This window comes from Streptomyces sp. NPDC055013 (assembly GCF_053608645.1).
Genome location: NZ_JBSGVW010000005.1, coordinates 37,886 through 64,680, shown reverse-complemented (window position 1 = coordinate 64,680; position 26,795 = coordinate 37,886). Strand labels below are relative to the sequence as shown.

Genomic DNA, 26,795 nt, shown 5'->3' with positions numbered 1-26,795 from the left:
GCCATGACCACCGACGCATGGCAGCAGGCCCGCGCGGCCTTCGTCACCTGGTGGCGTCGGATACGTCCCCGACAAGCGAGCCGGGTGGACTCGGCGCTCGTCGAGTCCAGGAATCGCGTGCTGACGGCCCGTCGGGCGGGGGACGACGACGCGGAATCCCACCTTGTGGCGGCCTGGGGCTCCCGCCTGACCGCACTGCTGCGGGATGAACCCGCACTGGCGGACGATCTGCGGCAACTCATCGACGAGGAGATCGCTCCGCTACTGCGCCACAAGGACGGCGACCGTACCGGATCACATGAGTTCCGGGCCGAGGCATCCGGACACGGCCGGGTGTACCAGGCCGGGCGCGACCAAAACATCCACGGGTCATGACTCCCGCCCACCGACAGCCCGCGCGCGGAGAGACGATCCGCCAGGAGGCCCACGCATCGGACCGGGCCAGGATCTATCAGGCACGCCGGGATCTGTACGTGTCCGAGCGCGACCTGCACCTTCACTACGAGGACGGCGTGCGCACGGCACATCGCGTGCAGACCACCGTGGTCTCCCAGGAGTGTCCGTATCCCGGACTGGCCGCTTTCAGCGCCGAACAGGCCCAGTGGTTCTTCGGGAGAGACGCGCTCGTGGCGAAGCTGCTGGTTCGGCTGGACGCCTGCCTCGCCGTGGGCGGGGCACTGGTCGTGGTCGCACCGTCCGGAGCCGGTAAGTCGTCGCTGCTCCGGGCGGGACTCCTGCCCGAACTGGCCCGGGGGGCCCTGCCGGGCTCGTCTCACTGGCCCAGCCTGTGGCTGACCCCGACCGCGCATCCGATGGCTGCCCTCGACGCTCAGTTGTCGACGGTGGCGTCCAGGACCCGGGGAGCATCGGGCAACGGAGCAAGCGGACCGGTGTGGCGGCCGGCCGTGCTGCGGCGCGAACTCGCCTCGGTTGACGGCGAAACCAGCGCGGAACCCCATTTGGTGCTGGTCGTGGACCAGTTGGAGGAGCTGTTCACGCTGTGCACCGACGAGCGGGAGCGGCAGGACTTCCTGAACGCGGTCCTGCCGCTGGCGGAACTGGGCCCGGCCGGCGAACCACCCGTCGGCCTGGTCGTCTTCGGCCTGCGCTCGGACTTCTACACCCACTGCGCTGCCCATCCGCAGCTCCTCGAAGGGGTGGAACGCAACCAGGTGATCGTGGGACCGCTGTCCCGGACCGGTGTGCGCGAGGCGATCCTTCATCCCGCCCACGCGGTCGGCCTGGACGTCGAACCGGGCCTCTTGCCTGTCCTGTTGCGTGACCTCGGCGCAGCGGAACCGGGCGGCACGCATCCAGAAACGGACGAGGCCGACGCCTACGAGATCGGTCGGCTACCACTCCTCGCCCACGCTCTGCGGGCCACGTGGCTGTGCCGGTCCGGCCATGTCCTCACGGTGGACGGCTACGAGTCAACCGGCGGCATCGCGCACAGTGTGACAGCCGAGGCAGACCGGTGCTTCGACCGGCTGGACCCGCAGGCGCAGCGAGCGGCACAAGACGTGTTCCTACACCTCGTCAAGTTCGGAGACGGTACCCACGACACTCGTCGCCCGGTCCGCTACGCCGAACTTACGGGCCAGGGTCGGTATTTCAACGAGACGGCCAAGGTCGTCGAGGCGTTCACCCGAGGACGCCTGCTGACCCGGGAGCAGGACACGGTCACCATCACCCACGAGGTGCTGCTGCGAGCCTGGCCGCGGTTGCGGCAGTGGATCGAGGCCCACCGCGCCCATTACATGGCCCGTCAGAGGCTGGAGGACACGGCCGCTGCTTGGCGGGAGGCCGACCATGACCCGGGGCTGCTGTACCGGGGCCACCGTCTGGACGAGGCGTGCGCCCTGGCGGACGGCAAGGAGACAGGCGAGCTCGATGCGGACGTGTCCGCGTTCGTTTCGGCTTCGGTCCGACAACGGCACCGCACGCGCCGGATCCGTCAGGGTGTCGTGGCCGGGCTGACCATACTGGCCCTCCTCGCAGCACTTTCCGCCGTCCTCGCGCTCCAGCAACGCAATACGGCACAACAGGAGCGCAACACCGCCATCCTCGGCGAGATCAGGGCCCAGGCCGACCTGGCTCGCACCACGGACGCTTCGCTGGCCGCCCAGCTGGACCTCGTGGCGCATCGGATGTCAGCGGCCGCGTCAACAGAGACGAACCTGCTCAGCGCTCAGAACGTGCCGCTGGCCACCGCACTGAACGGCCACTCGGACCGGGTGAACGCCGTGGACTTCAGCCCGGATGGACGCGTGCTGGCAAGTGCCGGCAGCGACGGCTCGGTCAGGCTGTGGAACACGGCCCGCGCGGGTCACCCGACCCCCCTGGGCGATCCGCTGCGTGGCCCCAAGGGCGCGATACTGACGCTCGCCTTCAGCCCTCAGGGACAACTTCTGGCCGGCACAGGGGACGACGGCGCGGTCCATCTGTGGGACCTCGGTGACCCCAGCCACCCGGACAGCTTGGGCACGGCGGCCAGTGACGGTGCCGGCGCCCTGAGGACACTCGCCTTCAGCCCGGACGGAGACTCCCTGGCCGTGGCGGGCGACAAGGGGCGCGTCCACCTGTGGGACATCACCGATCCACGACGCCCCCAGCCCCTGGCCAAGCCGTTCCAGGGTGCCGCGGGCCAGGTGAACGGGGTGGCCTTCAGCCCGGACGGCAAGCTGCTGGCATCCGGCGGGAGCGATGCGACCGTGCGCTTGTGGCGGGTGACGGACCCGCGGCATCCGTCGGCTGTCGGCCGGACGTCCGAGATCGCCTTCAAGGCCGGGCGGCCGGGGTCCGTCCGGGCGGTCGTCTTCAGCCCCGACGGCCGCACCCTGGCCGCGGCCGGGAGCGACCACGTCACCCACCTGTGGGACATCACCGACCCCGCCGAACCGAACCGCTTTCCGGGCCTGGAGAGCAGTACGAACGCCGTCAACACCGTCGCCTTCTCGGGCAGCGGCCGCCTCATGGCCTACGGCGGGGACGACAACACCATCCATCTGGGGAACGTAATGGCGCCGGGCAAGGTCTGGAACCTGACCCAGCCCCTGAACGGGCACACCGGACATGTATCGGCCCTGGCCTTCGACCCGAAGGGAACCATGCTGGCCAGTGCGGGCGCCGACCACACCGTCCGCCTGTGGACGATTCCCCGCACGATCCTGACCGGACACACGAGTTTCGTCGACACCGTGGCCGTGCGCCCCGACGGCCGTCTGCTCGCCTCGGGCTCCGAGGACAACACCGTCCGCCTCTGGGACCTCGCGAACCCGGCCGACCCCCGCCCGCTCAGCGCGTCGATCCGCGGCTACACGCGGTACGTGAACCACGTGTCCTTCAGCCCCGACGGAAAGACGCTCGCCGTCGCGGCCGGGCCGGACGTCCAGATGTGGGACGTCACCGTACCGGGCAGGCCCAAGCCGCTGAGCGGGCCGCTCCACAACCCTCGGAACAGCTTCGTGGACGCCGACTTCACGCCGGACGGCCGCACCCTGGTGGCCGCCAACGCCGATGGCACGGTCAGCCTGTGGAACGTCTCCGATCCAGCCCGCCCGACATCCCTCGGAACGCCGCTGGAGACCCGCGCCGGTCCAGTCTGGAACGTCGCCATCGGTCCGGACGGCCGCACGCTCGCAGCCGTGGCTGAGAACGGCACCCTCCGCCTGTGGGACATCACCGTGCCCTCGCGGCCGACCGCGCTGGGCACCCCCCTTCAGGCCAGCCCGGAAGCGCTCAGGGCTGCCGAATTCAGCCCGGACGGCCGTACCCTCGCTGTCTCCGGCAACGACGGCGACGTCCGTTTGTGGAACGTCGCCGAGCGCGGCCGGCCCACACCGGCGGGCACACCGCTCTCGGGTCACACGGGCACCGCCTACACCCTGGCCTTCAGCCCGGACGGGCGCACCCTGGTCAGTGGCAGCTTCGACACGACGCTCCGACTGTGGGACGTCGACGAGCGAGGCCACGCACAGGCCAGTGGACGGCCGGTGACCGGCACCTTGGACTACGTCAACGCCCTCGCGTTCACCCCGGACGGGCGCTTCCTCATCGTCGGCGTGGGCGAGACAACGGTGCGGATCCTGCCCTGGTCCGTCCAGGCCGCCGTCGACTACGTGTGCCGAGCCACCGGGAACCTGCTGACCCCCGCGCTCTGGGACAAGTACATCCCGCAGCAGCTGGACTACGACCCGCCGTGCGCCCGGGGGTGACCTGCCGGGAACAGCGGTCAGGGAGACACCACCACGTCGCGGGACAGCCCGTCAGCCAACCGCATCCACCGTCCTTCGCCACTCCCCCACGGCCTCCGCCGAAACCGGCTCCGACCAGCCCCCGGGCCGCGCCGCCCCACCGATGTGGAACGCTTCGATCCCGGCGGCCAGCAGCGTCGGCAGGTGGTCGAGGCGCAGCCCGCCGCCCACCATGATCCGCGGCTCGTAACCGGGCTCCCCGCTGCTCGCCGCCTCGGCAAGCAACGTAGGAAGCCCGTCGTCCACCCCCGCCGCCGCCCCGGCCGTGAGATAGGCGTCCAAGCCCGGCATCCCGTCCAGCTGCTTCCGCAACGCATCCCTGTCGCCGGCCCGGTCGATCGCCCGGTGGAAGGTCCACCGGCACCCGTCCAGGGCCCCCACCACCCGCTCGACGGCCGCGAGGTCCAGCCCGCCGTCGGCATCGAGGAACCCGAGCACGAACTCGTCGGCCCCGGCGTCCCGCAGCTCGTGGGCCCGTCGCACCACCTCGTCGACGTCCCCCGCCGCGAACCCGTCCGCCAGCCTCAGCATCACGCGCAGGTCGATGTCGACGGCGGCCCGGATCCCGGCGAAGGTCTCGACCGGCGGGGTGAGCCCGTCGGCGGCCATGTCGGTGACCAGTTCGAGCCGGTCCGCACCCCCGGCCTGGGCGGCGACCGCGTCCTCGACACCGAGGGCGATCACCTCCAGGACTGCACGCTTGCTCATGGGACCCCATTCCTCGGCATTCGACGACGACTACAGGTCTAGTCCAATCCAAGAGTACGGGGTGGAGCGGGGTGGCGGCTCGCCCGAGGACGATCAGGGTCACCCGAAGATGTTCAGCTCCCCCGCCTCCGCCCCCGCCGGCTCGTACGACGCCCCCTCCGCCGGCCGCCCCGCATACAGCCGTACGAGGGTGGCGGCGTCCCCGATGTACCGCGCCGGGGGACTCGGGGCCGTCGGGTCGCCCCCGCGCAGGGGCTCGTCGACGTCGTCAAGATCGGCATGGAGCGGGATGCCGCGCCGCTCCCGGGACAACCGGACCAGCAGCCGCAGCGCATCCGACAGCCCGGCCCCGCCATACGCCCCCCGGCTCCCCGAGCCCCGGGTCCCTTGCAGGCAACGGCACCCGCAACCCCCCTCAGGGGCGCGGGGAACTGCGCGACCAGCCCCCACCCACCCGCACCCCGACACCAACCGCCACCACCCCCGGGCCTCCCGTACCTACGCCCGCCGACTCCCGGGGCCCCTGGTCGGCCACGCCACCCGCAACCCCCTCAGGGGCGCGAGGAACTGCGCGACCAGCCCCCACCCACCCGCACCCCGACACCAACCGCCACCACCCCCGGGCCTCCCGTCCCTACGCCCGCCGACTCCCGGGGCCCCTGGTCGGCCACGCCACCCGCAACCCCCTCAGGGGCGCGGAGAACTGCGCGACCAGCCCCCACCCACCCGCACCCCGACACCAACCGCCACCACCCCCGCCCCCCGAAAACCCCCGCCCCCGCAACAATGACCCCATGGCCGACCTCCACACCCCCACCGCCCTGAAAGAACTCCGCACCCGCTTCACCCAAGCCCTGAACGCGACCCGCTCCCCCACCACCACCCCCGATCCCGCCCCCTACGCCGAAAGCCTCCTCACCCGCTGGCAGGAACCGCAGCGGCACTACCACACGCTCACCCACCTCACCGCGGTCCTGGACCGCATCGACGAGCTGGCGGGGCACGCCCGCGACGCGGACGTCGTGCGGCTCGCCGCCTGGTTCCACGACGCGGTGTACCTCCCGGACCGCTCGGAGAACGAGGAGCGCTCGGCCCACCTCGCCGAACGCGCCCTCGTGGAAGCCGGTGTCCCCGCGGAGCGGACCGCCGAGGTGGCCCGCCTCGTCCGGCTCACCGTCACCCACGCCCCGGCGCCGGACGACCCCGACGGCCAGGTCATGTGCGACGCCGACCTCGCGATCCTCGCGGCGCCGCCGTCCGTGTACGCCGCGTACACGGCCGCCGTCCGCGAGGAGTACCACTTCGTCCCGAACGTCGCCTTCCGCGAGGGCCGCGCCGCGATCCTGCGCCAACTCCTGGACCTGCCAAGCCTGTTCAGCACGCCGTACGGAAAGGAGAAGTGGGAGGCCACCGCCCGCTACAACCTCGCCGCCGAGCTGGAAATGCTGTCGCTCTGACGAGCCCCGCCGCCGTAGCCTGCACGGCATGCGAGACATGGGCGGGGAACGCGTACAGGAAGCCGTGGCGAGCAGCGTGGCGCTGCTGCGGACGGCGGTGGACCGGGACTGGGGCGGGGCGAAGGCCGGTCGGCTGGAGTGGAGTTGCCACGAGACGGCGTTCCACATCGCCGAGGACCTCATCGCCTACGCCGCCAACCTGGCCGGCCGCGCCCAGGACGACTACGTCCCCTTCGAGATCAGCCTCGACGAGGGCACCGGCAACGAAGGGCTGATCCACGTCATCGAGACGACCGGCGCCCTCCTCACCGCCGCCGTCCGCACCGCTCCCCGCGAGGTCCGCGCCTTCCACCCGTACCCCTTCCGCAGCGCGAACCGTGAGGGCTTCGCCGCGATGGGCGTCACCGAAGTGCTGCTGCACACGCACGACATCGCCGAGGGACTCGGGGTGACGTACGAACCGCCCGCCGAACTGCCCGGGTTCGTCCTCACGACGATCTTTCCGCACGTCCGGCCCGGCTCCGACCCCTGGCGCACGCTGCTCTGGGCCACCGGCCGTGGCGACCTGCCCGGCCGCGCGCCGGTCACCGAGTGGCGCTGGCGCAACAACCTCGTCCTCCCCACCGACCGTCTCACCCTCCAGGGCGTCACGCCCGCGGCCGCCGCCGACCTGAGCGCGGGCGGCGACGGCGGGTTCACATGGGTCGTCGGCGGCCCCTTCGAGGGGACCCGGGAGGCCGCCGGAATGACGTCGAAGGCGTACGAGGAGGGGGTGCACCGCCCCGAGTTCGGCCTGTTCGTCCTGGTACGGCGGGAGGACGGCCTCGCGGTGGGCGGCATCGGCTTTCACGGCACCCCCGGCGAGGACGGCACGGCAGAGGTCGGCTACGACCTCGTGGAGGGCGTCCGCGGACGCGGCTACGCGAGCGAGGCGCTGAGCGCGCTGTCCGAGTGGGCCCTGGCCCGGGACGACGTACGCCTTCTTCGCGCGGCAATCGACGACGACAACGTCCCGTCACAGCGCGTCGTCTCCCGCGCCGGATACGTACGCACGACCGCCGAGGAGGAGCGGGCGGTCCAGGAGCAGCACGACATGGACCACTCCCTGCGGCTCTACGTCCGTCGCGGGCACCCCTCGGCCGCCTAGCCTGGGCCGGAGCCGACCCGCACCGCCGCAGGGAGCCGCCATGTCGTTCACCGCCGAGGAGATCGCCTACCTCACCTCGAACCCTCTGGCCCGTCTCGCCAGCCTCTGCGCGGACGAGCAGCCCGACGTGGTGCCGGTGGCCCTGGAGTTCGACGGGACCCACTTCTGGGTGGGCGGCCCCGGCGAGGAGGTCCTCGGCACCCGCAAGTTCCGCAATGTCGCCCGTGGCCGGGACAAGGTGGCCTTCGTCGTGGACGACATGGTCTCCGTCGAGCCGTTCATCGCCCGCGGCATCCGGGTGTACGGCGTCGCGGACGGTCCCGTGGAGCGGGTCGGCATGGTGGGACCCGGCCACTACCTGCGCATCACGCCGACGCTGTCATGGAGCTGGAACCTGTCGGACCCGCCCTCGCCGGCCGGGGAGTCCTGGTACCCCATGCGTCGAGCAGAGCACTCCACCCCACCCCCTCAGCCGTGATCCAGGTCACACTCACGCATGTCACATCCCTCCGCGCCGGTCCGTCATAGCTGTGTAACCACCGACGAACGGCAAGGGAGTTGGCCATGAGCGCCCGACTGAACATCTTCGGAATCCCCAGCGCCGGCAAGATCATCAAGCACATCACCTCGGCGAGCAAGGTGGTGCACGACTCGACACTGCCGGTCACCACCCAGCACCTGGTGACGCTCCGCGCCAGCCAGATCAACGGCTGCGGCTTCTGCACCGACATGCACAGCAAGGACGCCGTCGCCGCGGGCGAGGACTGGCTGCGCCTCAACATGGTCGCGGCCTGGCGCGAGGCCACCTGCTTCACCGAGGCCGAGCGCGCCGCCCTCGAGCTGGCGGAGGCGGGCACGCGCATCGCGGACGCGGCCGGCGGGGTCTCGGACGAGGTCTGGGACAACGCCGCCAAGCACTACGACGAGGATCAGCTCGCCTCTCTGGTGTTCCTGATCGGCCTCATCAACGCCTACAACCGGATGAACGTCCTCATCCAGCAGCCCGCCGGCGACTACCAGCCCGGCCAGTTCGCGTAGCCGGGACCCGTCCCGCCGGCCCAGGGGCGGTCAGGGGGCGTCAGCCCGCCCCCCGCCCCTTCGGCCTGCGCAACCCCGCCCCCTGCAGCAGCCGCACCACCTCACGACTGCTGACCTCCACGGCACCCGCCCGCACCGCGTCGGCATAGCGGTGGGACGGGACGTCGTAGTGGTCCCGCTCGAAGGCCCGCCTCGGTACGCCCAAACCGTCTGCGAACGCGTGCAGTTCGTCGTACGACAGGTCGCTCACGAGGTGCGACCACATCCGACCGTGCCCCGGCCAGGTCGGCGGGTCGATGTAGATCGTCACGCGCTCTCTCCCGAGGGCCGCGCCCCGCCCGCGCCCGCCGCCCCCAGCGACCCCACCGCCGCGACCTTCACACCCGCCTTGTGGCACACCCAGTACGGATCTGGGCCCAGCTCCGGCTCGACCTCCAGCGCATGCGGATCGCCGGCGCCGCACACCGGGCACAACGGCCAGCGCCCGAACCGGTCCAGCAGCCCGTCCTGCACGTCCTGGGCGACCAGCCCGGCCACGAACTCCACGCCGTCCGGCCACTGCTCCACCCACCAACGCCGTTGTACGACCGACTCCTCGACCAGCGACACGACGTCCGCCTCGGCGACCTCGCCCGCGACCAGGTCGGCGAGCACGAGGGCGCGGGCCGTGTGCAGGGCCTGTTCCAGCGGGCTGAGCGGACTGATGGGTTCCATGGTCCTATTGTGCGCACTCTTGACCACGGCACGGGGTGGAAATATTTTTCAAAGGTGACCAATGACGTGAAGGAAACTTTCGGGCGTGCGGGGCCGACCGGTCCGGCCCCGGCGCCCGCCGCCCTCGCGGCCAAGGTGCGCACGCTCGCCCCGTCGATGACCCGCTCCATGCAGCGCGTCGCCGAAGCGGTCGCGAACGATCCGGCGGGATGCGCCGCCCTCACGGTCACCGGCCTGGCCGAACTCACCGGCACCAGCGAGGCCACCGTCGTGCGCACCGCCCGCCTTCTCGGCTACCCCGGCTACCGCGATCTGCGCCTCGCCCTCGCCGGCCTCGCCGCCCAGCAGCAGTCGGGCCGCGCCCCCGCCATAACGACCGACATCGCGGTGGACGACCCGATCGCGGACGTGGTGGCCAAACTCGCCTACGACGAGCAACAGACCCTCGCCGACACGGCCGCCGGCCTCGACACCGCCCAGCTCGGAGCGGCCGTATCGGCTGCCGCCGCCGCCCGCCGGATCGACGTGTACGGCGTCGGGGCGTCCGGGCTGGTCGCCCAGGACCTCGTCCAGAAGCTGCTGCGGATAGGGCTCATAGCCCACGCGCACAGCGATCCGCACCTCGCCGTGACGAACGCGGTGCAGCTGCGCGCGGGTGACGTGGCGATCGCCATCACCCACTCCGGGTCGACCGGGGACGTCATAGAGCCGCTGCGCGTGGCGTTCGAGCACGGGGCGACGACCGTCGCGATCACCGGGCGCCCGGACGGGGCCGTCACCCAGTACGCCGATCACATCCTCACGACGTCCACGGCGCGGGAGAGCGAGCTGCGGCCGGCGGCGATGTCGTCCCGGACCAGTCAGCTGCTTGTGGTGGACTGCCTGTTCGTGGGGGTGGCGCAGCGGACCTACGACACGGCGGCGCCCGCGCTGGCCGCGTCCTACGAGGCGTTGGCGCACCGGCACCGCAGATAGACCGTGGGCCCGACGGTTCCCCACCACCCTTTGCCTTTGGGCCGGAACAGCACACCGGAAACTGGAAAGAGCCGCCTCCGCCATGACCTCTCCATCCAACCCCCGTGATCTCCGCGCCGAGTTGGAGACCCTGACCACCGAGGCGTTCCGCCCCGAGCTCGCCGAGATCGACCGTCTGCCCACCCTGGACATCGCCCGGCTCATGAACGGCGAGGACGCGGCCGTGCCCACCGCCGTCGCGCAGCGCCTCCCCGAGATCGCCGCCGCCATCGACGCCGTCGCGGAACGGATGGCCCAGGGCGGCCGCCTCATCTACGCGGGCGCGGGCACCGCCGGGCGCCTCGGTGTGCTCGACGCCTCCGAGTGCCCGCCCACCTTCAACACCGACCCCTCCCAGGTCGTCGGCCTCATCGCGGGCGGCCCCGAGGCCATGGTCGTCTCGGTCGAGGGCGCCGAGGACTCCAAGGACCTGGCCCGCACCGACCTCGACGCCCTCGCGCTCACCCCCACCGACACGGTGGTCGGCATCTCCGCCTCCGGACGCACGCCGTACGCGATCGGCGCGGTGGAACACGCCCGCACACAGGGTGCGTTGACGATCGGCCTGTCCTGCAACCCGGCCAGCGCCCTGGCGGCGGCCGCCGAGCACGGCATCGAGATCGTCGTGGGCCCGGAACTCCTCACCGGCTCGACCCGCCTGAAGGCGGGCACGGCCCAGAAGCTGGTCCTCAACATGCTCTCGACGATCACGATGATCCGCCTGGGCAAGACCTACGGAAACCTGATGGTCGACGTCCGAGCCTCCAACGACAAGCTACGAGCCCGCTCCCGCCGCATCGTCGCCCTGGCCACGGGCGCCGACGACGCAGACATCGAGCGTGCCCTGACCGAGGCGGGCGGCGAGGTGAAGACGGCGATCCTGATCCTCCTGGCGGACGTGGACGGGCCGACGGCGACCGGGCTTCTCGACGGTGCGAAGGGTCATCTGCGGGCGGCGATGAGCGCGGGCGGGCGGGCGCAGGACCGCTGACCGGACCCGTCGGCCGTATCAACTCCCCTGTTAGCGCGGCCACATGACGGCACCGAAGACGTTCCGCATCGGCGGCGATCTGGAAGTACGACGACTCGGGTTCGGGGCCATGCATCTGCGGCCGGAGACCGACGAGGCCCGGGCCGCCCACCTCGCGGTCGCCCGGCGGGCCGTCGAACTGGGCGTCACGCTGATCGACACGGCGCACCTGTACGGCTGGGGAGCGAACGAGGATCTGCTCGCCGAGGCCCTGCACCCGTACCCGGCCGACCTCGTGATCGCCACGAAGGTCGGGTTCCGCCAGACCACCTCGGGCGAGGGCTGGCGGCACGCGGGCGCGCCCGACGACCTGCGCGAACAGGTCGACGAGGCCCTGCGCCGCCTCCGCCTCGACCGCATCGAGCTGCTCCAGCTCCACCGGCTCGACCCCGGCGTACCGCTCCCCGACCAGCTCGGCGCGCTGCGCGACCTGCGCGCCGAGGGCAAGGTGGGCCGGATCGGCCTGTCCGAGGTCACGGCCGCCGAGCTGGCGGAGGCCCGGACCGTCGTCGACATCGCGAGCGTCCAGAACCGGTACAACCTCCTCGACCGCGAGCACGAGTCCGTACTCAAGGCCTGCGAGAAGGCGGGCATCGCCTTCCTGCCCTGGCGGCCGGTCGCCGCCGGACAGTCGGGGGCGAAGGCCGAAATCGCCGCGGTGGCAAAGGAACTGGACGCCACCCCGACGCAGGTCGTCCTCGCCTGGCTCCTCGCCCACTCCCCGGTGATCGTCCCCATCCCGGGGACGACCAGCATCGCGCACCTGGAGGAGAACGTGGGCGCCGCCGCCGTACAGCTCACCCCGGACCAGTACGACCGTCTGACGCGGAAGTCCGCTCCCTCCGGGCAAGGCGGACAGCATCTGACCTAAATGGTTCCTAACGTGAGTCCCATGACCGAGACCACGAACAACACCGTCACCGACGAGCGCGCCGACCTCCTGGAGGCGCTGGCCAAGCAGCGGCACTTCCTGCGCTTCACCACCCGCGACCTCACCGACGAACAGGCGGGACAGCGGACCACGGCCGGCGAGCTGTGCCTCGGCGGCCTGATCAAGCACGTCACGTCGACGGAACGGGGCTGGGCGAACTTCATCGAGCAGGGGACGTCGGCGATGCCCGACTTCGACTCGATGACCGAGGCCGACTACGCCCGACGGGCGGACGACTTCCGCATGCTGCCCGGCGAGACGCTGGAAGGCGTACTGGCGGCGTACGAGGAAGTGGCCCACCGCACCGACGAGCTGGTCGCCAAGCTCGCCGACCTGAACGCCTCCCACCCGCTCCCCAAGGCCCCGTGGTTCGAGCCCGGCGCCCGCTGGTCGGCCCGCAGGGTGCTTCTGCACATCATCGCCGAGACGGCCCAGCACTCCGGCCACGCCGACATCATCCGGGAGTCGCTGGACGGCCAGAAGAGCATGGGCTGACCGGACCGGGTACGTGTACGTGGTCGCACCGCGGCTGGTTCAGGGCAGTCGGCCCTCCCGGTTGACGCTCTGAACCTGCGCCCGCAACACCTCCGCCCGCGGTGCGGCCTCCAACGTCTCCTTAGGACAATCCCACTCCCGCCCACCCCCGACGGGCCGCAACTGCACCCTGCCGCCCACGCGCCCCCTGACCTCGCCGATCCGCCCGTCCCGCGCGTCCACGGCATGACTGCCGACCACCGGCCGCTCCCCGCGCACCACGGAGGCGAGCTTCTCGGCGACACGGACGTTGCAGCGCCCGAGATCCACGAGCGGGAACGGCTCGTCACCGGCGCCGGTCACCGGATCCACGCACAGAGACGGCAGTACAACGCCGGCGCCCACCAGGGCCTCCCTCAGGGACACCACGACTTCTTCGGTCGACCGCACCCTTGCCTCCACGTCCACGCTGAGTTTGCGATTCGCAACACAGCGTGTCGGTCGTGTGCCTAACCTGGCCATACGGGACGTCCCAACAACCACGTCCGGTGGACCGGGAGTTGCACATGCCAGGACCGAAGGACCTCGACCCGTCGTCATCGCCGCGGGCCCTGCTGGGGGCGGAGCTGCGACACGCACGCGAGAAGGCGGGGCTGAGCCAGGAGCAGCTGGGCCAACCGCTGTTCGCGAGCGGCTCGTTCGTCGGACAACTGGAGGCCGGGACGCGGCGGATCCAGCCGGAACAGGCGCGGGTGCTGGACGAGGTGCTGGGGACGGGGGATTTCTTCCAGCGGAACTGCAAGGCCACGGCCAAGTCCCGCTATCCCGAGCACTTCGCGGAGGCGGCGGAGGCGGAGGCGGGGGCCGTGGCCATCCGAATGTACGCGCCGATGCTGATCCCCGGGCTGCTCCAGACGCGCGGGTACGCACGGGCCGTGACTCGCGCATACGGCCCAACGGCGCCGGAGGAGAGCGTCGACGAGCGGGTGGATGCCCGGATGGCGCGGACCCGTCTACTCGATGATCCAACAGAGCCGTTGTTGTGGGCGGTGCTTGACGAGGCAGCACTGCGTAGGGTGGCCGGCGGCCGAGCGGTGATGGCGGAAGCCCTGCGTCACGTCGCGGACCTGGCCCGACGGAGCCGCGTCATTATGCAGGTACTGCCCTTCAGCGCGGGAGCGCACATGGCGATGCAGGGCCCCCTGAAGCTAATGGACTTCGAGGACGCCCCTCCGCTGGTGTACTTCGAGGGTGTCGGCACGGGACGGCTGGAGGACGACCCGGCCACCGTCGCCCACTTGAGGTTCACCTTCGAGCTCCTCGCAGCCTCCGCACACTCGCCGGAGAAGTCCCTAGCCCTCATCGAGGCGTTGGCCCAGGATTACACCCATGAGGAACATCCCTGACTACGACCTGAGCACAGCCACCTGGCACAAGTCCAGCCACAGCGGCGGCAGCGGCGGCGACTGCCTGGAGGTCGCCCGCTGGCGCAAGTCGACGTACAGCGGCGGGGATGGCGGCGACTGCCTCGAAGTAGCCGACGGCCACCCCGCCCTTATCCCCGTCCGCGACTCCAAGAACCCCCACGGCCCGAAGCTCGTGTTCCGAGCCTCCGCCTGGGCGGCGTTCGTCAACGCGGTCAGAAACTGACCTAGAGGATTCCTACCGTAGGTCTCATGATGGAGACCACGAACGAAACCGTCACCGACGAGCGCGCCGACCTCCTGGAGGCGCTGGCCAAGCACCGGCACTTCCTGCGCTTCACCACCCGCGACCTCACAGACGAACAGGCGGGACAGCGGACCACGGCCGGCGAGCTGTGCCTCGGCGGTCTGGTCAAGCACGTCACGTCGGTGGAGCGGCACTGGGCGGACTTCATCCTCGACGGCCCGTCGGCGATGCCCGACTTCACCGCCATGACCGAGGCCGACTGGGCCAAGCGGGCCGACGAGTTCCGGATGCTGCCCGGCGAGACGCTGGAAGGCGTCCTGGCGGCGTACGAGGAAGTGGCCCACCGGACGGACGAGTTGGTCGCAGCCCTGCCCGACCTGAACGTCACCCATCCGCTGCCCAAGGCTCCGTGGACTGAGCCCGGGGCTCGAATGTCGGTCCGCAGGGTCCTGCTGCACATCATCGCGGAGACGGCCCAGCACGCCGGCCACGCCGACATCGTCCGCGAGGCCCTGGACGGCGCGAAGAGCATGGGCTGACGTACCGCCAGAGTCGGCCCGAAGCTCAAGCGGCCAGCCCCGAGCCCTCTTTTCAAGGAATGGTTGGAGGGCCTCAACCCACCCTCCCACCCGGCGAGTTGACTTGACGCATCCGGTTTGCCACGCACGGTGACGATCGTCTAGCGTGCCCGCATAACGAACAGCCCCCGCCAGGTGCTACCAACACCTGCGGGGGCTTGACCTACGAGATCGAAGGACAAGTTCGATCGCATGGCTGAAGCCAAGCTTAGTGCTGCCTCCCCGCCCGCGCACGCCTCCCCGCACCCGATGGCCAACCCGGGTTACGGCAAACGCTCCGCCCCCGACCAACACCCCCGCACGAACCACGACTTCGCCGCCCTCCCACCCCGCGAAGCCGCCATCGCCGCGTACATCGACCGCCTCCCCGACGGCGCCGACATCTCCGTAAAAACGCTGGCCAAGCAGCTCCCGTACGGACAGTGCGCACTCCGTACCGCCCTCAACAACCTTCAGCGGGCAGGCCACTTGCGCCGGGGCCGTGAACGGATCACCGGTCAGGGCAGCTCGCGATGGATCACCCGATCGTGGTTCACCCGTACCGCGCGCGACGACGGCTGGTGGGCGACGTTCACCCGGGGCGACGTACCGCAGGAGCCCCCGGACCACGGCCCCCGCCCGACCCGCTCCCGCGCACACATCCTGCTCGCCGCCCTCGGCCGCGAGACCCCGGCCCTCTCCCTCTCGGAGGCCGACTGCGCGCGCCTCGCCCCGCTGGTCACCGACTGGTACGCCCGAGGCGCCACCGACGCGGACGTACTCCGCGCCCTGACGGCCGGGCTCCCCACCCCGGTCCACCACCCGGCGGCCCTGATCCACAACCGACTCACCACCAAACTCCCGCCGGAGAGAGCCGCCCCACGCCCACCCCTCCGGGTCTTGGAGTGCGCGAAGTGCGGAGTCCCCGGCCGCCCGGAGGCCTTGCCGGGCGGCACCTGCGGAGCGTGCCGGGGCGAACGCGCCTCGGGCCACGACAACGCACCCCTGCGCGCCTCCGCCATCCAAGCCCACGCGGCGGAAATCCGTGCCGCGATGTCCCAACGCCGACAGGAGGCACGCCTGTGACGAACACCCGGAATCCACTGCACACACCAGCAGGTGTGTACAGTTTTCCCATGGATCGTTACCCCCTCGTGGAAGCCCGCAACCAGCTCGGTCAACTGGTCGGCCGGGTCCGACACGGCCAGGAACACATCCTGATCACCGAATACGGCAAGCCCGCCGCCGCCCTCATCCCGATAAGCGAACTGGAAGAGCTGCAGCGACTGCGCGACGAGGCCGACATCGCCGAAGCGAAGGCGCGTGAAGCAGCTCCGTCCGGCCCGTCGATGATCCACGACGAGTTCATGGCACAACTGGAGGAAGAGGACCGGCGAGAGGTCGCTTCGTGACCTACACGGTGGTGTGGGAACACCACGCCATGAACGAGTTCCGTCGGCTCCGTGCCATCGACCCCATCGGTGCCAAGGCGACTGCCGCAGCGGTCCGCGCACTCGGCGACGACCCCAGCCCAAAGGCAGCCCGCGCCCTGGGCGCCTCCGGCTACTACCGCTTACATGTGGGAAGTTGGCGTGTCCTCTACCACCCGGACGGCGACACCGTCACCATCCACGTGCTGAAGGTCGGCCGCAGCACCTGACCAAGGCCCCCGCAAGCCCCGGAGCCACTCCATGAACCACGCCCAGCTCACCGCCCTGGGCCGAGCCCTCCGCCTCATCGGCGAGCACGGCGAGGCCCTCACCGCCGACACCCCGGACGCCAGACTCCACGAGGTCAAGGCCGACCTCCGCCGTGCCCTCGACCTCCTCGACGAGAGCGTCACCGGTGCCGCCCCCACCACCCGCTGCCCGGAGCACCCGAACGGCCCGGTCGACGAGAACGCCCAGGACCTCTGCCTGCTCTGCGAGACCCGCCGCCGGGCCGCCCGCCGGGCCGAGTACAACGGTGGTCCCGCGGCACCGCGCCCCTCCGACACCGCCCCGTCCCGCTACGGCGTCCGCGGCGACCGCCCCCAGCCCCAGCAGCGCTGGCTGCCGGAGCTGTGGAACGGGCAGGAGTGGCAGCTGTGCGGCACGCCGCGCCGCGACCGCCGGGAGGCCGAGCTGTACATCGCCGCCCAGCGTCGCGGGCCGCGCCCCGCCATGGCCTACCGGCTCGTGCACGAGTTCACCGACTACGAGGTGCTGCGCGTGTGGGGCACGCCGGTGAAGGTCGACATCGAGCCGCTGGGCAACCTGTAGCCGGCGGCCACTACTTGGCCGCCGCTCCCGTCGGCGCCGCCGCCTGCGCCACGGGCTCCTCGACGGCGGCCGGCTCCGCCTTCGGAATGAACGACGCCACCACGAACGCCAGCAACGCCGCCCCGGCGCCCACCGCCAGGACCACCTTGAAGCCGTTCTCGGACGGGAGGGCGTACCCGCCGAGGTCCGTCGTCATCTGGGCGAGGATCACGCCCGCGACGGCGCTCGCCGTGGACGTTCCGAGGGAGCGCATCAGCGTGTTGAGGCTGTTCGCGGCGGCCGTCTCCGACGCGGGCACGGCGCTCATGATGAGGGCGGGCATCGAGCCGTAGCCGAACCCGACGCCGGCGCCGATGATGCAGGCGACCAGGACGAAGTGCCAGACCTCGGACATCAGGACGATGTTGAGGCCATAGCCCACGGCGACGATCAGCACGCCGATCATCAGCGTGACCTTCGGGCCCTTGGCCCGCGAGATGGCCGCCGACACCGGTGCCGTCGCCATCATCACCAGACCGGACGGGGCCATGCACAGGCCCGCGACCAGCATCGACTTGCCGAGGCCGTAGCCGGTCTGCGCGGGGAGCTGGAGGAGCTGCGGGATGACGAGGCTCATCGCGAACATGGCGAAGCCCACCGCGATCGAGGCCAGGTTGGTCACCAGCACCTGACGCCGGGCGGTCGTCCGCAGATCCACCAGCGGCTGCTCGGTACGCAGCTCCCACCGGCCCCAGGCCACCAGGACGACGACGGCCGCCACGAAGAGACCGAGTGTCGTACCGCTGGTCCAGCCCCAGTCGGCGCCCTTGGAGATGCCGAGGAGCAGGCAGATCAGTCCGGCCGCCATCCCTGTGCCGCCCACCAGGTCGAAGCGCCCGCCGGTGCGCACCTTCGACTCGGGCACGAACAGCACCACGCACACCAGCGCCACGACACCCATGCCGGCCGACGTCCAGAACAGCATGTGCCAGTCGAAGTTGTCCGCGATGAGCGCCGCGGCGGGCAGCCCGAGCGCGCCGCCGATGCCGAGGGAGGCGCTCATCAGGGCGGTCGCGGAGCCGAGACGCTCGGCGGGGAGTTCGTCGCGCATGATGCTGATGCCGAGCGGGATCACACCGGAGGCCAGGCCCTGGAACGCCCGTCCGACGATCATCGGGACCAGCGCGTCGCTCAGCGCACAGACCACGGAACCGGTCACCAGCAGCACGACGCTGACCAGCAGCATCCGCCGCTTGCCGTACATGTCGCCGAGCCGCCCCATCACCGGCGTGGCGACGGCGGCGGCGAGCAGCGTCGCGGTGACCGCCCAGGCGGTGTCCGAGGCCGGCGCGTCGAGCAGGCGTGGCAGCTCGGGGACGATCGGGATGACCAGGGTCTGCATCAGCGAGACGACGATCCCGGCGAAGGCCAGTACCGCCACCACGGCGTTAGGCCTCGGCGGGGCACCGCCCCCGGCCTCGGCGGCAGGGGCAGGGGCGTGGGACATGGCGGGGCCTCCGTCGGCGTACGAACGTGAAAGGTACGTAATTGACCAAGGCAACCTTAAGTCAGTTGATTGACTTACTCAAGGGATGCAGGTCACGCCCCGGACCGCCCGAGATCGCCTCGGATCACCCAGGTCAGGCGGGCACCCGGCTCAGGCCCCCCGCTCCACGAACGCCCGCGTCCGCTCCTCGTCCAACTCGTACACCGTCTCGTGCGCCCGGGGATCGCGTGCATGGAAGGTGTGGAACAGCGGCCCTTCCGCCCCGCCCAGCTCCACCAGCGAGGCAGAGGCCCCGCGCACCACGCGTTCCGTGCCGGGCGCCGCCGTGAGGTCGATGCGGTTCACGACACCAGGGGTGACCCAGACCGGCACCGCGGCCAGGAAGCCGAGGAGCTGGAGGTGGTAGTGCCCGGTCAGGACGACCTGTACGTCACTGCCCCGGATCGCCGTCGCGAGCTCGGCCGGGTCGCGCAGGCCGAAGTGCGGCTGGGTCGCCGAGATGTCGAGGGCGATCGGTGGGTGATGGAGGGCGAGGACGGTGCCCTGCTCGGCCGGAGTGCTCAACACAGCCTTCAGCCAGTCGAGTTGTGCCGCGCTCAGACGGCCGTACACCTTCCCCGGCACCAGCGAGTCCAGCGTGATGAACCGCCGGCCGCCGACGGTGCTCACGGCCGCCCGCTCCCCCGCCTCGGACTCCAGGACCACCGCCGGTTCCGGGTGGCCGCTGCCCAACACCTTCCCGAAGGCGCCGCGCTCGTCATGGTTGCCGGTGGTGTAGAACACGGGCGCGCCCAGGCCGCGGGCGAACTCGCCCACGAGCTCCTTCACGGCCGTATACGCCTCCACCGCACCGTCGTCCGCGATGTCCCCCGTGACGACGATCGCGTCGACGCCCCGCACATGCCTCAGCTCGGCGAGCATCAGGCGGAGCGAGTCGGTGGCATTGACGCCGTATGCGTTGGGGGCGTCGGCCCGTTCGATATGGGTGTCGGAGAGATGAAGGATCCTCATCTCTCCGACAGTAGCGGCTGGTTGGGCCTCAGCTCAGGGTCTTCAGCGACGCCGCGTCATACGGCGCCAGCTCCTCGAAGCGGCCGCCCAGCACCTTCGCCGCCCACTCGGGGTCCTGGAGCAGCGCCCGGCCGACGGCGACGAAGTCGAACTCCTCCGCCTCCAGACGGTCCAGCAGATCGTCGATGCCCTTGACCCCGGAGCCCTGGCCGGCGAACGCGCCCAGGAACTCGCCGTCCAGGCCGACCGAGCCGACGCTGATGGTGGGCCTGCCGGTCAGCTTCTTCGTCCAGCCGGCGAGGTTGAGGTCGGAGCCGTCGAACTCCGGGACCCAGTAGCGGCGGGTGGAGGCGTGGAAGGCGTCGACGCCGGCCGCGGCGAGCGGGGCGAGGATGGCCTCCAGCTCCTCGGGGGTCTCGGCGAGCCGGGCGTCGTAGGCCTCCTGCTTCCACTGCGAGTAGCGGAAGATGACCGGGAAGTCCGCGGAGACCTTCTCGCGTACGGCGGCCACGATCTCCGCCGCGAACTTCGTACGGGCGACCGGGTCACCGCCGTACGCGTCGGTGCGGCGGTTGGTGCCGCCCCACAGGAACTGGTCGACGAGGTAGCCGTGGGCGCCGTGGATCTCCACGCCGTCGAGGCCGATGCGCTCGGCGTCCGCGGCGGCCTGGGCGAAGGCGCCGATCACGTCGTCCAGGTCGCTCTGGGTCATCGCCTTGCCGGTGGGCTCATCGGCGCCGATGCGCAGGCCCGAGGGGCCGACGGCGGGGGCCTCGGCGTAGGGCGGCTGGCCCTGCTTGCGCACCATGCCGATGTGCCACAGCTGCGGCACGATCGTGCCGCCCGCCGCATGCACGGCCTCGGCGACCTTCGCCCACCCCGCCAGCTGCTCCGCACCGTGGAAGCGCGGCACCCTGTCGCTCTGCCCGGCCGAGTCGTGCCCGACGTACGTGCCCTCGGTGACGATGAGACCGACGCCCGCGGCGGCGCGGCGCGCGTAGTACGACACGACATCCTCACCGGGCACGCCGCCCGGGGAGAACATCCGCGTCATCGGCGCCATCGCGATGCGGTTGGGGACGGTCAGACCGTTGATCACGGTCGGCCGGGACAGGATCTGGGCCGCACGGGAGGCGGTGGGCTGGGTGACGGTCACGTAGGGGCTCCTGGGGAAGGGGTCTGCCTATACCGGTCAGTATGTGCACACGCATTGTTGCACCTCATTAAGCAACGGTGGGTGTGAGGCTTCGCATTCCCAGGGAGGGGCTCGGTTCTGCGAGGGCGCGCGGGGACGCCCCTTCTTTCAAGGGCGCGGGGAACTGCGCGACCAGCCACGCCCCACCCGCACCCGCCAACGCACCGAGGGCGGCACCCCCTGTCGCGAATATCGCAACTGGAGGTGCCGCCCTCGGGAAGGACGTTGATCAACCGGAGACCGAAGCCCCCGAGGTCGATCAGAAGTCCATGTCACCGCCCGGCATACCGCCACCGGCAGGCGCGGCGGCCTTCTCCGGCTTGTCGGCGATGACGGCCTCGGTGGTGAGGAACAGCGCGGCGATCGACGCGGCGTTCTGCAGCGCGGAACGCGTCACCTTCGCCGGGTCGATGATGCCCTCGGCGATCATGTCGACGTACTCGCCGGTCGCGGCGTTCAGACCGTGGCCGACGGCCAGGTTGCGCACCTTCTCGACGACGACGCCGCCCTCGAGACCACCGTTGACGGCGATCTGCTTCAGCGGGGCCTCCAGCGCGAGCTTCACGGCGTTGGCGCCGGTCGCCTCGTCGCCGTCCAGCTCCAGCTTCTCGAAGACCGCGGAGGCCTGGAGCAGGGCCACGCCACCACCGGCGACGATGCCCTCCTCGACGGCCGCCTTGGCGTTGCGCACGGCGTCCTCGATGCGGTGCTTGCGCTCCTTGAGCTCCACCTCGGTGGCGGCACCGGCCTTGATGACCGCGACACCGCCGGCGAGCTTCGCCAGGCGCTCCTGCAGCTTCTCGCGGTCGTAGTCCGAGTCGCTGTTCTCGATCTCGGCGCGGATCTGGTTGACGCGGCCCGCGACCTGCTCGGAGGAGCCGGCACCGTCGACGATGGTGGTCTCGTCCTTGGTGATGACGACCTTGCGGGCCTTGCCCAGGAGGTCCAGGGAGGTGTTCTCGAGCTTGAGACCGACCTCCTCGGAGATGACCTCGCCACCGGTGAGGATGGCGATGTCGTTCAGCATCGCCTTGCGGCGGTCACCGAAGCCCGGGGCCTTGACGGCGACGGACTTGAAGGTGCCGCGGATCTTGTTGACGACCAGGGTCGACAGGGCCTCGCCCTCGACGTCCTCGGCGATGATCAGCAGCGGCTTGCCCGACTGCATGACCTTCTCCAGGAGCGGGAGCAGGTCCTTGACGGAGCCGATCTTGGAGTTGGCGATCAGGATGTACGGGTCGTCGAGCGACGCCTCCATCCGCTCCATGTCGGTGGCGAAGTACGCCGAGATGTAGCCCTTGTCGAAGCGCATACCCTCGGTGAGCTCCAGCTCCAGACCGAAGGTCTGGGACTCCTCGACGGTGATGACGCCTTCCTTGCCGACCTTGTCCATCGCCTCGGCGATGAGCTCGCCGATCTGGGTGTCGGCGGCGGAGATGGAGGCCGTGGAGGCGATCTGCTCCTTGGTCTCGACGTCCTTCGCCTGCTCCAGCAGGGCGGCGGAGACGGCCTCGACGGCGCGCTCGATGCCGCGCTTGAGGGCCATCGGGTTGGCGCCGGCGGCTACGTTGCGCAGGCCTTCCTTGACGAGGGCCTGGGCGAGAACGGTCGCCGTGGTCGTACCGTCACCGGCGACGTCGTCCGTCTTCTTGGCGACTTCCTTGACCAGCTCGGCGCCGATCTTCTCGTACGGGTCCTCGAGCTCGATCTCCTTGGCGATGGAGACACCATCGTTGGTGATCGTGGGGGCGCCCCACTTCTTCTCGAGGACGACGTTGCGACCCTTGGGGCCGAGCGTCACCTTGACGGCGTCCGCGAGCTGGTTCATGCCGCGCTCGAGGCCGCGCCGCGCCTCCTCGTCGAACGCGATGATCTTGGCCATGTGAAGTGGTCCCTCCAGGACTGGGGGTGATTCCTTCGGACCGCGCCCGCGCCCGCGACGGACGGCTCACATGCCTCGTGGTTCCTTGCCCCACCCGGCCTGCGGGCCTCACCGACCCGGTCCTTCTTTGTCACTCTCACCTTCAGAGTGCTAACGCCAATGATTAGCACTCGGGGTAGGCGAGTGCAAGCGGCTCTCGGGTATCGGGCGGCGCGCTCTGCGGTGCGCGAACAGGGGCGGCGGGGCCGGGGCCGGACCCGGGCAGGCCCCGGACAGGACCCGGACGGACCCGGACATGGCGAAGGGCCCGCACCCCGGGAGGTGCGAGCCCTTCGAAGAAGAACGTCGCTGCTGTTAGTCGACGCGTGCTTCAGCCGGTGGCCAGACGAACCATGTCCGCCTGCGGCCCCTTCTGGCCCTGCGAGATCTCGAAATCGACCCGCTGGCCTTCCTCCAGGGTGCGGTAACCGTCCATCTGGATCGCGCTGTAGTGGACGAAAACATCCGCACCACCGTCGACCGCGATGAAGCCGTACCCCTTCTCCGCGTTGAACCACTTGACGGTGCCCTGAGCCATGCCTAACTCCCCTATTACTGGCCCTTGCACAGATCCACACTTCGCGGATCCGGGTCAGACCTCACCCCCCATCGGTCGGGGGCGTGCGCCGGAACGCGTCGACCGCGGCTGAATGTATCTGCCCAACTGCCGTCTGCAACAGGTCAATCGGACGAGAAATCCGGGCACGACCGGTCGGGAATGTGGGGACAATTCCGCTGACTTCAGGTCAAGTCGGACCCGGCATACGGAAGAAAAGCCGCAAAAAACCCACACACTTTGGCTACTTCTTGTCGGGCTTGCGGCAGAAATCAAGGGCGGCCGACCAGTGGATCGGCGGCACGTTCCCCAACTGTACCTCGCTCAACCACACAGAATTGCCCCCTCCGCTTCTCTCACGGAGGGGGCAATTCGATGAACTCTTGGTAACCGGTGTTACCGATGGTAATGATCGGTCATTCGGTCAGCCTGTCAGCCACCCGCGACGGCCGGAATGATGGAGACGCCGGCACCGTCCGGAGTCGCGGTCTCCAGACCCTGCTCGAAACGGACGTCGTCGTCATTGACGTACACGTTGACGAACCGACGCAGCTTGCCCTGGTCGTCGAGAACCCGGGCGGCAATCCCGGTGTGGTTCTTCTCCAGGTCGGCGATGACCTCGCCGAGGTTGGCACCTTCGGCGGCGACCTCGGCCTGGCCACCCGTGTAGGTGCGCAGGATGGTGGGGATGCGGACGTTGACGCTCATACGGTGTGACCTCCGGTCAGTGTGCAAGTTCGGTGGGACGGGGCTTCTCAGACGAGACCGGCCTCGCGGAACGAGTCCAGGTTGGGACGAATCGTCGCAGTCAGCCCAGTACCGGCCACCGCGTCCAACGTCTTCAGCCCATCGCCGGTGTTGAGCACGACAGTCGTGAGGCTCGGGTCCAGCACACCGCTCTCGATCAGCTTCTTCGTGACACCCACGGTCACCCCGCCCGCGGTCTCCGCGAAGATGCCCTCCGTCCGGGCGAGGATCTTGATCGCGTCGACGACCTGCTCGTCCGTCACGTCCTCCACGAAACCACCCGTGCGGCGGGCGATGTCCAGGACGTACGGACCGTCGGCCGGGTTGCCGATCGCCAGCGACTTGGCGATGGTGTTCGGCTTCTGCGGCCGGACGACGTCGTGGCCCGCCTTGAACGCGGTCGACACCGGCGAGCACCCCTCGGCCTGCGCGCCGAAGATCTTGTACGGCTTGTCCTCGACGAGCCCGAGCTTGATCAGCTCCTGCAGACCCTTGTCGATCTTCGTGAGCTGCGAGCCGGAGGCGATCGGCACGACCAGCTGGTCCGGCAGCTGCCAGCCGAGCTGCTCGCAGATCTCGTACGCCAGGGTCTTGGAGCCCTCGGCGTAGTACGGCCGCAGGTTGACGTTGACGAAGCCCCAGCCCTCACCGGCCGGGTCGCCGATCAGCTCGGAGCAGAAACGGTTCACGTCGTCGTAGTTGCCCTCGATGCCGACGAGCTCGCCACCGTAGACCGCGGCCATGACGACCTTGCCCTGCTCCAGGTCGTGCGGGATGAACACGCAGGACCGGAAGCCGGCGCGGGCGGCGGCGGCACCCACCGCGCCGGCGAGGTTGCCGGTGGAGGAGCAGGAGAGGGTGGTGAAGTTGAAGGCGCGCGCAGCCTCGATCGCCTGGGCGACGACGCGGTCCTTGAAGGAGTGCGTCGGGTTGCCGGAGTCGTCCTTGACGAACAGCTTGCCGGCGTCGACGCCGAGCTCGTTCGCGAGGTTGTCGGCCTGGACGAGCTTGGTCCAGCCGGGGTTGATGTTCGGCTTGGTGGCCACGTCCGCGGGGACGGGCAGCAGGGGGGCGTAACGCCAGATGTTCGCGGGGCCCGCTTCGATGCGCTTGCGGAGCTCCTCGGTGTCGTAGGCCGAGAAGTCGTACGCGATCTCCAGCGGGCCGAAACACTCCTCGCACGCGAAGACCGGTCCGAGGGGTACCCGGTGACCGCACTCGCGGCAGGACAGCGCCGCGGCGGGACCAAGGTCTACGGTGGAGTCGGTGGTGCTTGCAACAGTCTGCACAGCCATGTGAGGCGAGGCCCTTTCTCCTCATCTTCCTCACGACGCATCTCGCCGTGAGACGGATTTGGCACCTTCCCTAGCCGGGAGCCTCGCGGAGACGATCGACAGTGATCGCCACGAGACCGGCTGGAGGGTTGCCGGGGCTTCATCGGGCCGTTTCCCTCTGCCCCTCTGGATGAGCTGTATTCGGTTGTCAACTATGGGCGACCTCGGACATGCGATGGTCACCCGCGTTGTTCAAGACTGTAACCGAAGGCCAGGACAGTTGAGATAGTCGTCCGAACCGCGAGATGGATCACACGATTACCTGCTGTGATCACGACAGTGAGGAGTCGCCGACTGTGCTGGAAGAAGTCGAGCGCTGGCTGAGCACCCGCTCCTGGTCCGCGACCGATCGCCCGCTCCACCACATACTCGCCGCCAAACAGCGTTCGGGCCAGTCGGTCTCCGTCGTGCTGCCCGCGCTGAACGAGGAGGAGACGGTCGGCGACATCGTCGCGATCATCCGTCACGACCTCATGCAACAGGTCCCGCTGGTCGACGAGATCGTCGTCGTCGACTCCGGGTCCACGGACCGCACCTCCGAGGTGGCCGCCGCGGCGGGCGCCACCGTGGTGCACCGGGACGCGATCCTCCCGCGCATCCCGGCCGCGCCCGGCAAGGGCGAGGTCCTGTGGCGCTCCCTGCTCGTCACGACCGGGGACATCGTCTGCTTCATCGACGCGGACCTGAAGGAGTTCTCCTCCGACTTCGTCTCCGGGATCGTCGGCCCGCTGCTCACCGACCCCGGGGTCGACCTGGTCAAGGGCATGTACGACCGTCCCCTCGGCGGGGCGGCCGGACAGGGCGGCCGGGTGACCGAGCTGATGGCGCGCCCGCTGCTGAACATGCACTGGCCGCAGCTGGCCGGTTTCGTGCAGCCGCTGGGCGGCGAGTACGCGGCCCGCCGCTCCCTGCTGGAACAGCTCCCGTTCCCCGTCGGGTACGGCGTGGAGCTGGGCATGCTGGTCGACGCCCTGCATCTGGTGGGCCTCGACGCGCTGGCGCAGGTGGACGTGGGCGTCCGCAAACACCGCCACCAGGACGGACAGGCCCTGGGCCGGATGTCCGCCGCGATCTACCGCACGGCCCAGCTGAGGCTGGCGCGCGGCCATCTCGTCCGGCCGGCGTTGACCCAGTTCGAGCGCGGCGAGGACGGGTTCGAGCCGCGCACGTACTCCGTGGACACCGAGGAGCGGCCGCCGATGGTGGAGATCGCCGAGTATGCGAAACGGAAGGTCGCATAAAGCCACGTACCGGGTCATACGCCGGGCAGGGCCGCTGATCGTATACGGA

At 70.3% G+C, this 26,795-nt stretch carries 29 protein-coding genes, 1 pseudogene and 1 riboswitch; of the genes and pseudogenes, 18 read left to right on the top strand and 12 right to left on the bottom strand.

From position 1 onward, the window contains the following. Nucleotides 1–3: 3 nt before the first annotated feature. Both ACWGDB_RS08375 and ACWGDB_RS08370 read left to right on the top strand, forming a co-directional pair. Nucleotides 4–375, top strand: a complete 372-nt coding sequence (locus tag ACWGDB_RS08375; RefSeq protein ID WP_453821706.1) for a hypothetical protein — start codon at nucleotides 4–6, stop codon at nucleotides 373–375. After that, nucleotides 372–4,214, top strand: a complete 3,843-nt coding sequence (locus ACWGDB_RS08370) for an nSTAND1 domain-containing NTPase (RefSeq protein WP_453821705.1) — start codon at nucleotides 372–374, stop codon at nucleotides 4,212–4,214. Before ACWGDB_RS08375 ends, ACWGDB_RS08370 begins: the two co-directional genes overlap by 4 nt. A 51-nt stretch (nucleotides 4,215–4,265) precedes the next feature. Here the strand turns inward: ACWGDB_RS08370 and ACWGDB_RS08365 are convergent, their stop codons facing one another. Both ACWGDB_RS08365 and ACWGDB_RS08360 read right to left on the bottom strand, forming a co-directional pair. Next, nucleotides 4,266–4,961, bottom strand: a complete 696-nt coding sequence (locus ACWGDB_RS08365) for a copper homeostasis protein CutC (RefSeq protein WP_453821704.1) — start codon at nucleotides 4,959–4,961, stop codon at nucleotides 4,266–4,268. A gap of 99 nt (nucleotides 4,962–5,060) precedes the next feature. Further along, nucleotides 5,061–5,333: pseudogene (locus ACWGDB_RS08360) on the bottom strand (maleylpyruvate isomerase family mycothiol-dependent enzyme); the annotation flags it as partial. Nucleotides 5,334–5,755: 422 nt separating this feature from the next. On the opposite strand from ACWGDB_RS08360, the gene ACWGDB_RS08355 reads away from it, so the two are divergent. From ACWGDB_RS08355 to ACWGDB_RS08340, 4 genes are all read left to right on the top strand, one after another. Then, nucleotides 5,756–6,418, top strand: coding sequence for an HD domain-containing protein (locus ACWGDB_RS08355; RefSeq protein WP_453821703.1), 663 nt, complete (start codon nucleotides 5,756–5,758; stop codon nucleotides 6,416–6,418). A 28-nt stretch (nucleotides 6,419–6,446) separates the two neighbouring features. Next, complete coding sequence (locus ACWGDB_RS08350; protein ID WP_453821702.1) at nucleotides 6,447–7,565, top strand: GNAT family N-acetyltransferase; 1,119 nt, start codon at nucleotides 6,447–6,449, stop codon at nucleotides 7,563–7,565. Between the two features lie 40 nt (nucleotides 7,566–7,605). Next, nucleotides 7,606–8,043, top strand: a complete 438-nt coding sequence (locus ACWGDB_RS08345) for a PPOX class F420-dependent oxidoreductase (RefSeq protein WP_453821701.1) — start codon at nucleotides 7,606–7,608, stop codon at nucleotides 8,041–8,043. 86 nt (nucleotides 8,044–8,129) lie between these two features. Next, the gene (locus ACWGDB_RS08340; protein ID WP_453821700.1) at nucleotides 8,130–8,603 is read left to right on the top strand and encodes a carboxymuconolactone decarboxylase family protein; all 474 of its coding nucleotides are present in this window, start codon (nucleotides 8,130–8,132) and stop codon (nucleotides 8,601–8,603) included. Between the two features lie 40 nt (nucleotides 8,604–8,643). Here ACWGDB_RS08340 and ACWGDB_RS08335 read toward each other — a convergent pair whose 3' ends face one another. After that, nucleotides 8,644–8,913, bottom strand: coding sequence for a DUF4031 domain-containing protein (locus ACWGDB_RS08335; protein ID WP_453821699.1), 270 nt, complete (start codon nucleotides 8,911–8,913; stop codon nucleotides 8,644–8,646). Beyond that, complete coding sequence (locus ACWGDB_RS08330) at nucleotides 8,910–9,308, bottom strand: hypothetical protein (protein ID WP_453821946.1); 399 nt, start codon at nucleotides 9,306–9,308, stop codon at nucleotides 8,910–8,912. The genes ACWGDB_RS08335 and ACWGDB_RS08330 overlap by 4 nt, the downstream gene beginning before the upstream one ends. 63 nt (nucleotides 9,309–9,371) lie before the next feature. Here ACWGDB_RS08330 and ACWGDB_RS08325 point away from each other — a divergent pair, with 63 nt between their 5' ends. The 4 genes from ACWGDB_RS08325 to ACWGDB_RS08310 all read left to right on the top strand — a co-directional run bounded on the left by ACWGDB_RS08325 (nucleotide 9,372) and on the right by ACWGDB_RS08310 (nucleotide 12,787). After that, on the top strand, nucleotides 9,372–10,292 hold the full coding sequence (locus ACWGDB_RS08325; protein WP_453821698.1) for a MurR/RpiR family transcriptional regulator: 921 nt from the start codon (nucleotides 9,372–9,374) through the stop codon (nucleotides 10,290–10,292). An 82-nt stretch (nucleotides 10,293–10,374) separates the two neighbouring features. Then, the gene (gene murQ, locus ACWGDB_RS08320) at nucleotides 10,375–11,322 is read left to right on the top strand and encodes an N-acetylmuramic acid 6-phosphate etherase (protein ID WP_453821697.1); all 948 of its coding nucleotides are present in this window, start codon (nucleotides 10,375–10,377) and stop codon (nucleotides 11,320–11,322) included. A gap of 43 nt (nucleotides 11,323–11,365) precedes the next feature. Continuing rightward, nucleotides 11,366–12,232: an aldo/keto reductase gene (locus ACWGDB_RS08315; RefSeq protein WP_453821696.1), complete on the top strand. Its 867-nt coding sequence runs from the start codon at nucleotides 11,366–11,368 to the stop codon at nucleotides 12,230–12,232. Nucleotides 12,233–12,253: 21 nt separating this feature from the next. Further along, on the top strand, nucleotides 12,254–12,787 hold the full coding sequence (locus ACWGDB_RS08310; protein ID WP_453821695.1) for a DinB family protein: 534 nt from the start codon (nucleotides 12,254–12,256) through the stop codon (nucleotides 12,785–12,787). Between the two features lie 39 nt (nucleotides 12,788–12,826). Here ACWGDB_RS08310 and ACWGDB_RS08305 read toward each other — a convergent pair whose 3' ends face one another. Continuing rightward, nucleotides 12,827–13,216 (bottom strand): hypothetical protein, encoded by a 390-nt coding sequence (locus ACWGDB_RS08305; RefSeq protein WP_453821694.1) that lies wholly within the window; start codon nucleotides 13,214–13,216, stop codon nucleotides 12,827–12,829. A 116-nt stretch (nucleotides 13,217–13,332) separates the two neighbouring features. Between ACWGDB_RS08305 and ACWGDB_RS08300 the strand changes: the two genes are divergently transcribed. The 7 genes from ACWGDB_RS08300 to ACWGDB_RS08270 all read left to right on the top strand — a co-directional run bounded on the left by ACWGDB_RS08300 (nucleotide 13,333) and on the right by ACWGDB_RS08270 (nucleotide 17,255). Further along, a complete protein-coding gene (locus ACWGDB_RS08300; RefSeq protein WP_453821693.1) occupies nucleotides 13,333–14,172 on the top strand; it encodes a helix-turn-helix domain-containing protein in 840 nt (279 codons plus the stop codon). Further along, complete coding sequence (locus ACWGDB_RS08295) at nucleotides 14,156–14,416, top strand: DUF397 domain-containing protein (protein WP_453821692.1); 261 nt, start codon at nucleotides 14,156–14,158, stop codon at nucleotides 14,414–14,416. The genes ACWGDB_RS08300 and ACWGDB_RS08295 overlap by 17 nt, the downstream gene beginning before the upstream one ends. Before the next feature lie 26 nt (nucleotides 14,417–14,442). Next, complete coding sequence (locus tag ACWGDB_RS08290) at nucleotides 14,443–14,976, top strand: DinB family protein (RefSeq protein ID WP_453821691.1); 534 nt, start codon at nucleotides 14,443–14,445, stop codon at nucleotides 14,974–14,976. Between the two features lie 231 nt (nucleotides 14,977–15,207). Further along, on the top strand, nucleotides 15,208–16,080 hold the full coding sequence (locus tag ACWGDB_RS08285) for a hypothetical protein (RefSeq protein ID WP_453821690.1): 873 nt from the start codon (nucleotides 15,208–15,210) through the stop codon (nucleotides 16,078–16,080). A gap of 50 nt (nucleotides 16,081–16,130) precedes the next feature. Then, nucleotides 16,131–16,406: a type II toxin-antitoxin system Phd/YefM family antitoxin gene (locus tag ACWGDB_RS08280; protein WP_453821689.1), complete on the top strand. Its 276-nt coding sequence runs from the start codon at nucleotides 16,131–16,133 to the stop codon at nucleotides 16,404–16,406. Next, nucleotides 16,403–16,654 carry a type II toxin-antitoxin system RelE family toxin gene (locus tag ACWGDB_RS08275; RefSeq protein WP_453821688.1) on the top strand — a complete coding sequence of 84 codons (252 nt, stop codon included), beginning with the start codon at nucleotides 16,403–16,405 and terminating at the stop codon, nucleotides 16,652–16,654. Before ACWGDB_RS08280 ends, ACWGDB_RS08275 begins: the two co-directional genes overlap by 4 nt. A 31-nt stretch (nucleotides 16,655–16,685) precedes the next feature. Next, complete coding sequence (locus ACWGDB_RS08270) at nucleotides 16,686–17,255, top strand: hypothetical protein (protein WP_453821687.1); 570 nt, start codon at nucleotides 16,686–16,688, stop codon at nucleotides 17,253–17,255. Between the two features lie 10 nt (nucleotides 17,256–17,265). Here the strand turns inward: ACWGDB_RS08270 and ACWGDB_RS08265 are convergent, their stop codons facing one another. From ACWGDB_RS08265 to thrC, 7 genes are all read right to left on the bottom strand, one after another. After that, entirely contained in the window at nucleotides 17,266–18,741 is a 1,476-nt protein-coding gene (locus tag ACWGDB_RS08265) for an MFS transporter (protein ID WP_453821686.1), read from the bottom strand. 150 nt (nucleotides 18,742–18,891) lie between these two features. Then, nucleotides 18,892–19,752, bottom strand: a complete 861-nt coding sequence (locus ACWGDB_RS08260) for a metallophosphoesterase family protein (protein ID WP_453821685.1) — start codon at nucleotides 19,750–19,752, stop codon at nucleotides 18,892–18,894. Nucleotides 19,753–19,780: 28 nt separating this feature from the next. Next, nucleotides 19,781–20,908, bottom strand: a complete 1,128-nt coding sequence (locus ACWGDB_RS08255; protein ID WP_453821684.1) for an NADH:flavin oxidoreductase — start codon at nucleotides 20,906–20,908, stop codon at nucleotides 19,781–19,783. Between the two features lie 298 nt (nucleotides 20,909–21,206). After that, the gene (gene groL / locus ACWGDB_RS08250; protein ID WP_269638490.1) at nucleotides 21,207–22,829 is read right to left on the bottom strand and encodes a chaperonin GroEL; all 1,623 of its coding nucleotides are present in this window, start codon (nucleotides 22,827–22,829) and stop codon (nucleotides 21,207–21,209) included. Between the two features lie 370 nt (nucleotides 22,830–23,199). Then, nucleotides 23,200–23,406 (bottom strand): cold-shock protein, encoded by a 207-nt coding sequence (locus ACWGDB_RS08245; RefSeq protein ID WP_007493268.1) that lies wholly within the window; start codon nucleotides 23,404–23,406, stop codon nucleotides 23,200–23,202. A 450-nt stretch (nucleotides 23,407–23,856) separates the two neighbouring features. Then, nucleotides 23,857–24,132, bottom strand: a complete 276-nt coding sequence (locus ACWGDB_RS08240; RefSeq protein WP_148000006.1) for a MoaD/ThiS family protein — start codon at nucleotides 24,130–24,132, stop codon at nucleotides 23,857–23,859. Between the two features lie 47 nt (nucleotides 24,133–24,179). Then, complete coding sequence (gene thrC, locus ACWGDB_RS08235) at nucleotides 24,180–25,466, bottom strand: threonine synthase (protein ID WP_453821683.1); 1,287 nt, start codon at nucleotides 25,464–25,466, stop codon at nucleotides 24,180–24,182. Between the two features lie 18 nt (nucleotides 25,467–25,484). Beyond that, nucleotides 25,485–25,642: riboswitch (SAM riboswitch) on the bottom strand. Nucleotides 25,643–25,801: 159 nt separating this feature from the next. Here thrC and ACWGDB_RS08230 point away from each other — a divergent pair. Beyond that, complete coding sequence (locus tag ACWGDB_RS08230; RefSeq protein WP_453821682.1) at nucleotides 25,802–26,746, top strand: glucosyl-3-phosphoglycerate synthase; 945 nt, start codon at nucleotides 25,802–25,804, stop codon at nucleotides 26,744–26,746. Nucleotides 26,747–26,795: the final 49 nt, after the last annotated feature.